Below are 10,677 nucleotides of genomic sequence, written 5' to 3'. Positions count from 1 at the left end.
AAGTCACAGAGCCCAGCCGACGGGGTAGAAAGGGTAACAGAGATCGGCTCTCAATGCCTTGGTGCCGAGTTGCAGGAGAGAAACTGTAACAGAGAGCGGCCCACAAAGCCCGAATCCCGGTTGCCAGGAGAGAAACGGTAACAGAGAGCGGCCCTCAAAGCCCGAGGTCCGAGTTACAAGAGGGAAACGGTAACAGAGAGCGGCCCTCAAAGCCCGAAGCCCGAGTTGGAAGAGCGAAACGGTAACAGAGAGCGGCCCTCAAAGCCCGAGTTGTAGGAGGGAAACGGTAACAGAGAGCGGCTCTCAAAGTCCGAAGCCCGAGTTGCAGGAGCGAAAAAGTAACAGAGAGCGGCTCTCAAGGCCCGAAGCCCGAGCTGCAGGAGAGAAACGGTAACAGAGAGCGGCCATCAAGGCCCGAAGCCCGAGCTGCAGAAGCGAAACAGTAACAGAGAGCGGCTCTCAAGGCCCGAAGCCCGAGTTGTAGGAGCGAAACGGTAACAGAGAGCGGCTCTCAAGGCCCGAACGCCGAGCTGCAGGAGAGAAACGGTAACAGAGAGCGGCTCTCAAGGCCCGAAGCCCGAGTTGCAGGAGCGAAACAGTAACAGAGAGCGGCTCCCAAGGCCCGAAGCCCGAGTTGTAGGAGGGAAACGGTAACAGAGAGCGGCTCTCAAAGCCCGAAGCCCGAGTTGCAGGAGAGAAACGGTAACAGAGAGTGGCTCTCAAGGCCCGAACGCCGAGTTGCAGGAGAGAAACGGTAACAGAGATCGGCTCTCAAGGCCCGAACGCCCGAGCTGCAGGAGAGAAACGGTAACAGAGATCGGCTCTCAAGGCCCGAAGCCCGAGTTGCAGGAGCGAAACAGTAACAGAGAGCGGCTCTCAAGGCCCGAACGCCGAGTTGCAGGAGAGAAACGGTAACAGAGAGCGGCTCTACACCCCCGAGCATCTAACAAGTTAAAACAGGTAACAAAAACAAATCACTCAAAATAACTCCATCTATTACTTCCTTTATTGTTCAAATGTTTATCCAGTACGCGTCTTATTGTTTTTAGGGATTTTATCTGTCTGCACCATTCATGAATATTCTTTGTAGAAACAGGCTTCTCCGGAAACAACATCCTAAACTCCCTCACATGCCGCAATACAATCTCCTCAAGCGTCTCCACCTTATGACACCTCACACACCGCGCCGATCGCCCCTCAACAAATACAGACAAAGAGGCACATCCTGTACACACCAATCCCTTTTTAACTTGTTCATAAGAATAACCCGGCAAGTTCTTAAAAGGAGAATCCACCATATGAAGGGACGTCAGTTTTTCAGCAAGCGCGGTGTGCATGCTATTAAGCTTAGACGAAAAGTCATTTTCCAAGCCTTTAAGGTATCTGTTTATTTGGGTTGGATGAATTAATGGTTTATCAAGAGGGGATTGGTACAGAGTGAATTCGGAGTTGATGAAAACCACGGAAGCGAGAATGGGTAATTTGAATCCATAATTACTCAGCAGTTGGCGGAGCAACGAGTTGCATCGATTTAATTGAGTTAGGGGATTGGTAACTTCCAAGGGCTTAGATAACGATTTATAGTACATGTGATCAGACGAGGAATCATAATAGTAGTCCCCTTCAAAGTTCTTTACTTCAAAAAGATAACCATTCTGGGGAGTGATAATAAAGGAGTCAATTTGAAAAGTGGTGTTATTATGCTTAAGCAAGAGGTCATTTAAAATTAAGTGATTACCGCCCTCTAATTTTTCTGTCAGGGCATCAAACATGCACTCTCCTTCATAACCTTTCTCCAAATTCCACAAGTATTGCTTTTCTTTCTCAAGAAGTGTCATTCGTGCGTTCAAAGATTGATAAATTTGTATTTCGACTGACAAATTACGTGATTTTACTAGCATGTCCCACATCCTTTCTAATAATCTACTTAACTATAACAGTTCCACACTATTAATGACATAATTTTCAGTAAATAATTCGCGGTCCCATTTCCTTATTTTACCCTACTCCTTTTTATATAAATTAGATAGTCTATTAAAACCCTTTCAGTTATGATGAATGAAGTATGTTTTATTGGAGGAACTGAATGATTAAATTAATGGCGGATTCAACTTGTGATTTATCAAACGAAGTGTTGGAGATGTATGACATCAGTCTGGCACCTTTAAGTATAAACATTGAAGGAAGAACATATAAGGACCGAGTGGACATAGAGCCAGATGAATTTTACGGAATGATGGAGGCGCTTTCGGAATTTCCGACGACGGGGATGCCGAGTCCGGTAGAGTATTTGGCTATTATTAAGGACGCTGTTGAGAGCGGCTACAAAGAAATTCTGTGCATTTGCATGTCGAGCGGCACAAGCGGGTCTTATCAATCGGCGGAATTAGCCAAAGGCTATTTTTTTGAAGAATACCCAGGTTCACCTGTGAAAATTCATGTAGTAGATTCAAAGTGTATGAGTCATGGAAGCGGCTGGCTTGTGCTAAAAAGTGCGATGATGAGGGAGAGCGGTGCTTCTTTTCAGGAGTTAGTAAATTTTAACGAGAACCACAAAACCAATGTGAAGCATTTCCTCTCCGTAGATGACCTTGATCACTTAATTAAAAGCGGAAGGCTGACGAATGCGAGTGCATTCCTCGGTAAGTTACTGATGCTGAAACCAATCATGACGATGAAAAATGGTAAAGGGGCCATTGTCGCAAAAGAGAGAGGCTTAAAAAGGGTCCTCAAGCATTATGTGGAAGAGTTTAGTAAGCGAATGGACAAAAAGGTGACGGATTTTATCATTATCGGGTATACGTCAGATATCAAAATCGCGGAAAATCTGAAAATAAAAATAGAAAATGAAACAGATTTCACAGGGACCATCCACATCATGCAGATGGGGGTATCTGTTGGAACACATGTTGGACTTGGAGCACTTTCCATGTTCTTTGTAGAAAAAAATTAATGGCCACCTAATCCAAGGTGGTTTTTTTATGTGAATTTTTATACTTGCCTCTTTTATGGTAGTGTTAATTTATCAAAAAAATAGTGGGAATTTTAAAAAAGGAGGGTTTTAATAATGTCTTCAAAACAGAAGAATACATACACAGATTTACAACAGCCTACCAAGAGTAACTGGAGTGTCCTGCTTGGAGCGGCTTTCTTGATGGGGGCATCTGCTATAGGACCCGGATTTTTGACCCAGACGGCTGTCTTTACAGAACAGCTATTGGCAAGCTTCGGTTTTGTTATTTTAATGTCGATCATTCTAGACATCGGGGTACAGGTAAATGTGTGGAGAATCATTGCCGTTTCTAAAAAAAGAGGACAAGATATAGCGAACATGGTCTTGCCTGGACTTGGGTATTTCCTCGCTTTCGCAGTTGCATTGGGGGGGCTTGCATTTAACGTTGGTAACATAGGTGGTGCTGGGCTTGGAATGAACGTCCTTTTCGGCATAGATGTGCGAATTGGGGCCGTCATCACGGCTGCTATTGCCATAGGGATTTTCCTATCCAAAGAGGCAGGTGTGGCTATGGACAAAATTGCTCGTTACTTGGGATTGATGATGGTTTTGCTCACCCTTTATGTGGCATTCCAAAGTAATCCTCCTGTTGGAGAGGCTGTTTTCCGTACGTTTGCGCCGGAAACGATTGATGTGTTTGCCATTATCACCCTGGTTGGTGGTACAGTGGGTGGCTATATCACGTTCGCTGGTGGGCATCGACTGTTGGATGCAGGGATCAGTGGAAAAGAAAACCTTCATCAAGTTACAAAGAGTTCGGTATCAGGAATTGTTATCGCCTCTATCATGCGTATTTTCTTATTCCTTGCTGTGCTTGGTGTGGTGGCAACGGGCTTCAAGTTAGATCCAAACAATCCTCCGGCATCCGTGTTCATGGAAGCTGCGGGAACGGTTGGTTATAAAATGTTTGGCCTCGTCCTTTGGGCTGCAGGAATCACCTCTGTTGTCGGGGCAGCATACACATCGGTTTCCTTTTTACGAACATTATCCAAGAAAGTTGATCAGAATAACTCGAAGGTCATCATAGGCTTCATCATTGTCTCTACTATCATATTTGCTTTTATCGGCGAGCCAGTTCTGTTGTTGATACTAGCTGGTGCGTTTAACGGCCTTATTTTACCTGTTGCACTTGGGACGCTACTGATTGCTGCATATAAAAAAGAAATTGTAGGCGACTATAAGCATCCACTATGGTTAACTATTTTCGGTGCTATTGTGTTTATCGCAACCGCATATCTGGCGGCAATTACGCTGATCAACCAGGTTCCGAAGTTATTTTCCTAAATAAAAATTGAGGGGGGAAACAAATTGAAAATTGAATTTCACCCCTTGGGGGATACAGGTATACAGGTTTTATTTGGGTCCGACATATCGGAGGAAACCAATCAGCAAATCAGGATGTTTGCGGATTACCTTAAGAAGATTGAAATAGAGGGAATTACAGAGTTGGTTCCGGCATATACGACTCTAACCGTTTTTTATCGTACTGATAAAATCAGCTACAAGGATTTGTGCAACACGCTTGAGGCTATTAAGGAAGTATTGCAGAAGGAAGAAGTGAAATCGAGTGCCATCATCTATGAAATTCCTGTCCTTTATGGGGGAGATGTGGGGCCGGATTTATCAGAGGTGGCGAGCTACAACGAAATGACGGAGGACGAGGTGGTATCCACGCACTCAAGTCAACCATACCTTATTTACATGATGGGTTTTGTTCCAGGTTTTCCTTACCTAGGAGGCATGTCAAAGGAAATAGCTACGCCAAGACGGGAGAACCCACGAGCGAAAATTGAGGCAGGCTCTGTTGGGATTGCAGGGCAACAAACAGGGGTGTATCCATTAGAAACTCCAGGCGGCTGGCAGATTATCGGAAGGACTCCTGTGAAGCTTTATGATCCAGAGAGGGAGGAACCTATCCTTCTTTCTGCCGGTGCATATATCCGTTTCGTACCTGTTGGCCAGAAAGAATATGATGAGATAGAAGAAGCCGTTTCACGTGGAGAATACAAGGTGAAGAGTTATGCAAAAGGGGGAGCACACGATGAAGACCGTTGATATAAACAGTGATTTAGGGGAAAGCTTTGGTGCCTATACGATTGGAAATGACAAGGAAGTACTTCAGTATATTTCCTCTGCTAATATCGCCTGCGGTTTTCATGCTGGTGATTATAACGTTTTGATGAAAACGGTCCAGACCGCTGCGGACCTTGGAGTCTCTATCGGAGCTCACCCTGGTTTCCCAGATCTTGCAGGCTTCGGCCGCAGGGATATGCATATGAGCCAACAGGAGATCTACAACCTTGTCGTTTATCAAATTGGGGCAATCCAAGCCGCTGCGACGGTAGCTGGTACAAGTGTGCACCATGTAAAACCGCACGGCGCTTTGTATAATCTCGCCTCCAAAGATGATGTGGTTGCTTCAGCAATAGCAAAAGCAGTGCACGCGGTTGATCCAGACCTGATTTTATTCGGTTTGGCTGGAAGTGAACTTGTTCGGGCAGGGGAAAAAGTGGGGTTAAAAGTGGCGCAGGAAGTTTTCGCCGACAGGACATATCAACCTGATGGTACACTTACTCCAAGGTCCCATGCTAATGCGATGATCCATGAAGCAGACCTTGCTGTCAAGCGTGTGCTGAGGATGGTTACGGAAGGGAAAGTGACGGCTGTCAATGGAGAGGATATTTCCATCCAGGCAGACACCATCTGTGTGCACGGAGACGAGCCGGAAGCGTTGGAGTTTGTGCGGAAACTAAGAGCGAAACTTGAAGAAAACCAAGTAGAGATTCAAGCTTTTGGGGCGGTGGATCAACTATGAGCAGTCCGCTTTTTCAAGTAATGAAACCAGGCCTACTTACGACTCTCCAGGATTTGGGCCGAACAGGCTATCAGGAGTTTGGTATGGTAGTTGCCGGAGCGATGGATGCTTTTGCTCTTCAGATAGGTAACCTTTTAGTTGGAAACGATAAAGGAGAAGCTGCTCTGGAGGTCACCATCATGGGTCCGGAATTAAAGGCGCTCAAGGACGTGGTGGTTGCCATTAGTGGAGGAAACCTGTCTCCGAAAGTTAATGGAAAGCAAGCACCTATGTGGAAGAGCTTCAAAGTGAAAAAAGGGGAGCTTATCGAGTTTGGAAGGCCAGTGGAAGGAGCCCGCGCCTATATTTGTGTAGAGGGTGGGTTTGACGTACCAGTTGTTATGGGAAGTAAGTCGACATACTTGAAGGCTCAAATCGGTGGATTCCAAGGAAGGGCATTGGAAAAAGATGATGTATTATACGGAGAACCATCGCATGAGGCAACTACAGGTCGTTCCATCCATCCTGATGAAATACCATCTTATAAAAAAGAGATGGAAATCAGAGTATGCCTTGGCCCGCATCTTGATGCCTTTCACGAATCTTCTGTGGAAACGTTTTTGTCAGCGACATACGAAGTTACTCCACAATCCGATCGCATGGGGTACAGATTGAAAGGACCAAAAATCGAGCATAAAACTTCTGCAGATATCATATCAGAAGCGATTCCTCTAGGGGGAGTCCAAGTGCCTGCAGATGGAAGTCCGATTCTTTTAATGGCAGACCGCCAGACGACTGGGGGATATACAAGAATTGCCACGGTCATTTCCTATGATATTCCGCTTTTAGCTCAAGCTCAGCCAGGTGATACCATCCGATTCAGGGAAGTTTCGGTGGAAGAAGCACAAGCATTGTACTTGAAGAGAGCACAGCTTTTTAGTGTGTTAGAGAAAGTGACATAAATTTTGCTTATAAAAAAGCCTGCCCCCAATCGATTGGAGGCAGGCTTAGTCTTTATTTTAAGAACGCTTAGTTTGCATCTCCCACAGCTTTCCCCACACCTTTTCCAGTATTACCACGCTTCCAGAAAATCTGCAGTGCAAGCATGATACCAAAAGCAATGAATCCGAAGATATCTGTATTGGCTTCAGGGTAGATCAATAACAATCCAGTAGAGACGGTAAGAATTCGCTCAATCCAGTGAAGTTTTCTATACCAGAATCCGATAAGCCCGGCTCCGATAGAGATCATTCCAATGATGGACGTGACGAGTATCCAAGAAACCTCAGGAATCGTTGTATCAATCATCAATAACTGTGGCTGGAACACAAACATGTATGGAATGATGAACGCAGCGATTGCAAGCTTAGATGCATTAATACCTGTACGGATCGGCTCCCCTTTAGAAATACCTGTAGCAGCAAATGCGGCAAGGGCAACAGGTGGAGTGATATCTGCAACAATACCAAAGTAGAACACAAACATGTGCGCTGCAAGAACTGGTATTGCAACTTCCAATTGGTCGTTAAGTGCTAAAATGGCAGGAAGTGCAATCGTAGACGTAATGATATAGTTTGCAGTCGTTGGTGAACCCATTCCCAAGATGATAGATGCGATCATCGTGAAGAATAGAGTTAGTAATAATAGTAAGGTTGGTGTGGACGTAATGGCAGCAGCCATACTTACAAGACTGTTTCCAAGCTTAAGTCCAAGACCAGTTTTCGTTACAACCCCAACGATTATACCGGCACATGCCGTTGCAGCAGCGACACCAAGGGCGGTGCGTGCTCCGCTGGTTAGAGCAAGCATAAATTTAGCTGGCGTAATTCTAGTATCTTTTCTGAATAAGCTTACAATAATCGTACTTAAAATACCTAATAAAGCCGTTCTCTCGATACTGAAACCTTGGAACAATAGTACAACAATGACGATGATCGGCAGTAAAAGATGAATCTTTTTCAATACTTCCATTTTCTTCGGTATTTCTTCTTTCGGCAATCCAAGTAACCCTTGTTTTTTTGCTTCTAAGTGGGTCATGATCCAAATACCGGAGAAGTAAAGAATTGCAGGAATTGTTGCGGCTTTTGCTATCTCCCAATAAGGCACGCCTGCAAATTCAATCATCAAGAAGGCTGCTGCACCCATAATTGGTGGCATGATTTGCCCACCTGTGGAGGACGCTGCTTCTACCGCTCCAGCAAAGTTACGGTGATACCCTAGTCGTTTCATCAAAGGAATCGTGTAAGACCCAGTTGTAACGGTGTTAGCAACCGAACTTCCGGAAATGGTACCTTGTAAAGCACTAGAGAAAATTGCAACTTTTGCAGGACCACCTGTACGTCTGCCCGCTAATGAAATCGCCAAATCATTGAAATAGTTCCCGACACCAGTTTGAACCAAGAATGCACCAAATAATAAGAATAAGAAAATATAGGTGGATGATACCTGTAGTGGTGTACCAAGGATTCCGTCTGTTGTAAAGAACATAGATTGAATCAATTGTTCAAGACTAAGTCCTCTATGAATTAGCATTCCCGGCATGTAAGGACCGAAAAGGGCGTAAACCATAAACACAACGGCGATAATAGTAATCGGAAGTCCGATAGCACGCCTTGTTGCTTCGATAACTAAGAGGATGGCCAAGCCACCTATAACAGCCTGTGCGGAGGTGATGCTTCCAATCTGTTGCACTAACGTGTCATAGTAAACAGGCCAATACCCACATACAACAACGGTCAATCCCACTAAAATGTAATCATACCAAGCTATTTTCGTTTTATTTCCACCTTTTCTAGCAGGGAAAAGCAAGAATATTAACGTCAAAGCAAAACCTAAGTGAACAGTACGTTGAAGGTATGCCGTAAGCTGACCAAATATTCCAGTGTATAGTTGAAAAAGGGAAAAGGCAATCAACATAAAGAAGACAACTTTTGCTGCGTAACCGGAGAGATTTCTTGTTTGGGCATCCGGATCGTATTTTTCTAGCAATTTTTCTTGTTCTTCAGCCGTTAATTCCTGTCGGTCGTTTCTATCACTCATGTATTTTCATTCCTTTCATATACTGCCATAATGTCAACTCTTTAACTCTTACATTATACCAGTCTCCTGGAGTAAAGTATTCGTTAAACCATACCATCTTTTCTCCATTCACGCCCCAGGCAAGGCGGTTCTTGGAAACGGTTTTTCCGTTTCGGACATTCATGGAGGAGAATACGTTGTTTAAATCTTTTATATGATATTTTCCATTTTCATATACAAATTCTTCTCCCTCTTCCGCATTCGATGGCATGCCTATCCCGAATTCTTCGTAAATGATTTCTGTTTGGACGATGTGGTGATCATCTCGCACTCTATACTTTTCCACCACATCAGTCAAATGGATGGAGTGGGTAAAGATGATTTGGAATGTGTCCTCTTCATCGATGGGAAGGAATGCTTGTATTTGTTCGGTGTTTTGTACATGGAAAACTAGCGCGGTTCGAAAGGGGAGCAAAAAAAGCCCCAATAAGAGTAATACGGTTGTAGAGGATAATATAATGGCAATCACTTTCTTTTTCATGGTAACCCACCTAGCTTTTAAAAGCTTTGAAATAAAAAAAGAAGGACCGACAGCATAATGAAAATTAAGTGTCGGCCAATTTGGTCCAGTTTAGGATTCCTTAAACGCCGCTGTTGATTTGCGCATCGGGCTTCGCTTTCCTCGGGGCGCTTGCGGAGCCTCCTCGGCTTTGCAAGCGGGGTCTCCTCTAAGCGCTACCTCCCGTTGGAGTCTTCGTCCCATGCTCCAATCAACAGCTAGGTACCTCTAACTTTTAAATTATCAGTCTAATAGACCTTCTTCTTTAAAATACTTTTCAGCACCAGGATGGAAGTCGATACCGATTCCGTCTGTTGCTGTTTCAAGTGTGATGAATTCACCCTTAGCGTGGGAGATTGCATCTGTATTTTCATAGATTGCTTTTGTGATTTTGTAAACTAGGTCTTCAGAAAGATCTTTGGATACTGCTAACATAGCAAGAACCGCTACTGTATTTACTTCATTTTCCATGCCGTATGTTCCAGCTGGAATTGTATTTGCAGCATAGTAAGGATATTTTTCTACCAACTCATCTACTTTTTCTTGTGCAATTGGCACAATGCTTACAGGGTTTGTAGCGGATAAACCGTCAACCGCACCTGTAGGAGTACCAGAAGTGATGAAAGCTGCATCGATGTTACCATCTTGAATTCCACCAGTAGACTCACCAAAGTCTAAGTTTTGAGCATCAATATCATCCATTGTCATGCCATGAATCTCAAGGATTTGCTCAGCATTCACATAAGTACCAGAACCAGGAGCACCAACAGAAACTTTTTTGCCTTTTAAATCTTCTACGCTAGAGATACCAGAATCAGCAAGGGTAACAATTTGAACCGTTTCTGGATAAAGAGATCCGATTGCCAATACATTGTCAACCGCTTTCCCTTCAAATGCATTCGTACCTTCTACTGCGTTAGCCATAACGTCTGTCTGTACGAAAGCAAGCTCTGCTTCTCCCTCAGAAAGAGCGACTACATTATCAGCAGAAGCATTGGAAGAAACAGCGTCTGTTTGGATTCCAGTTTCATCAGTAATTACTTTTGCCATTGCGCCACCAAGCGGATAGTATGTACCACTCGTTCCACCTGTCAGCATGCTCATTAATTTAGGATCTTCAGAACTGCCTTCACCACTAGATCCATTATCCCCGCCACATGCAGCTAGAAATAAAGATAGTACTAAGACCATAGATAAGACTAGAAAACTATTCTTTTTCATCGAACTCCCCCTAAAAATTATTTTAACAACTCTATTTTACAGACATTACAGCCATTTATCAAATATTAACCC

The 10,677-nt window shown here is 44.1% G+C and carries 9 protein-coding genes; 5 read left to right on the top strand and 4 right to left on the bottom strand.

Going from position 1 to position 10,677, the window contains the following annotated elements; all coding sequences use genetic code 11:
- Positions 1–974: 974 nt before the first annotated feature.
- A complete protein-coding gene (locus tag HC179_RS03355) occupies positions 975–1,901 on the bottom strand; it encodes a nuclease-related domain-containing protein (protein WP_168863054.1) in 927 nt (308 codons plus the stop codon).
- 185 nt (positions 1,902–2,086) lie between these two features.
- Between HC179_RS03355 and HC179_RS03350 the strand changes: the two genes are divergently transcribed.
- The 5 genes from HC179_RS03350 to HC179_RS03330 all read left to right on the top strand — a co-directional run bounded on the left by HC179_RS03350 (position 2,087) and on the right by HC179_RS03330 (position 6,769).
- Entirely contained in the window at positions 2,087–2,953 is an 867-nt protein-coding gene (locus tag HC179_RS03350; protein ID WP_168863053.1) for a DegV family protein, read from the top strand.
- A gap of 114 nt (positions 2,954–3,067) precedes the next feature.
- A complete protein-coding gene (locus HC179_RS03345) occupies positions 3,068–4,297 on the top strand; it encodes an NRAMP family divalent metal transporter (protein ID WP_168863052.1) in 1,230 nt (409 codons plus the stop codon).
- Positions 4,298–4,321: 24 nt separating this feature from the next.
- A complete protein-coding gene (gene pxpB, locus HC179_RS03340; RefSeq protein ID WP_168863051.1) occupies positions 4,322–5,068 on the top strand; it encodes a 5-oxoprolinase subunit PxpB in 747 nt (248 codons plus the stop codon).
- A complete protein-coding gene (locus HC179_RS03335; protein ID WP_168863050.1) occupies positions 5,055–5,828 on the top strand; it encodes a LamB/YcsF family protein in 774 nt (257 codons plus the stop codon). Before pxpB ends, HC179_RS03335 begins: the two co-directional genes overlap by 14 nt.
- The gene (locus HC179_RS03330; protein ID WP_168863049.1) at positions 5,825–6,769 is read left to right on the top strand and encodes a 5-oxoprolinase subunit C family protein; all 945 of its coding nucleotides are present in this window, start codon (positions 5,825–5,827) and stop codon (positions 6,767–6,769) included. The genes HC179_RS03335 and HC179_RS03330 overlap by 4 nt, the downstream gene beginning before the upstream one ends.
- Before the next feature lie 67 nt (positions 6,770–6,836).
- On the opposite strand, the gene HC179_RS03325 is transcribed toward HC179_RS03330, so the two are convergent.
- The 3 genes from HC179_RS03325 to HC179_RS03315 all read right to left on the bottom strand — a co-directional run bounded on the left by HC179_RS03325 (position 6,837) and on the right by HC179_RS03315 (position 10,605).
- Positions 6,837–8,846, bottom strand: coding sequence for a TRAP transporter permease (locus HC179_RS03325; RefSeq protein WP_168863048.1), 2,010 nt, complete (start codon positions 8,844–8,846; stop codon positions 6,837–6,839).
- Complete coding sequence (locus tag HC179_RS03320) at positions 8,839–9,366, bottom strand: DUF1850 domain-containing protein (protein WP_168863047.1); 528 nt, start codon at positions 9,364–9,366, stop codon at positions 8,839–8,841. The genes HC179_RS03325 and HC179_RS03320 overlap by 8 nt, the downstream gene beginning before the upstream one ends.
- Before the next feature lie 261 nt (positions 9,367–9,627).
- The gene (locus tag HC179_RS03315) at positions 9,628–10,605 is read right to left on the bottom strand and encodes a TAXI family TRAP transporter solute-binding subunit (RefSeq protein WP_168863046.1); all 978 of its coding nucleotides are present in this window, start codon (positions 10,603–10,605) and stop codon (positions 9,628–9,630) included.
- Positions 10,606–10,677: the final 72 nt, after the last annotated feature.

This window comes from Bacillus sp. RO1 (assembly GCF_012524115.1).
In the GTDB taxonomy this organism is placed as follows: Bacteria; Bacillota; Bacilli; order Bacillales; family Bacillaceae_I; genus Sutcliffiella_A.
This window is presented reverse-complemented; position numbering and strand designations above follow the sequence as displayed.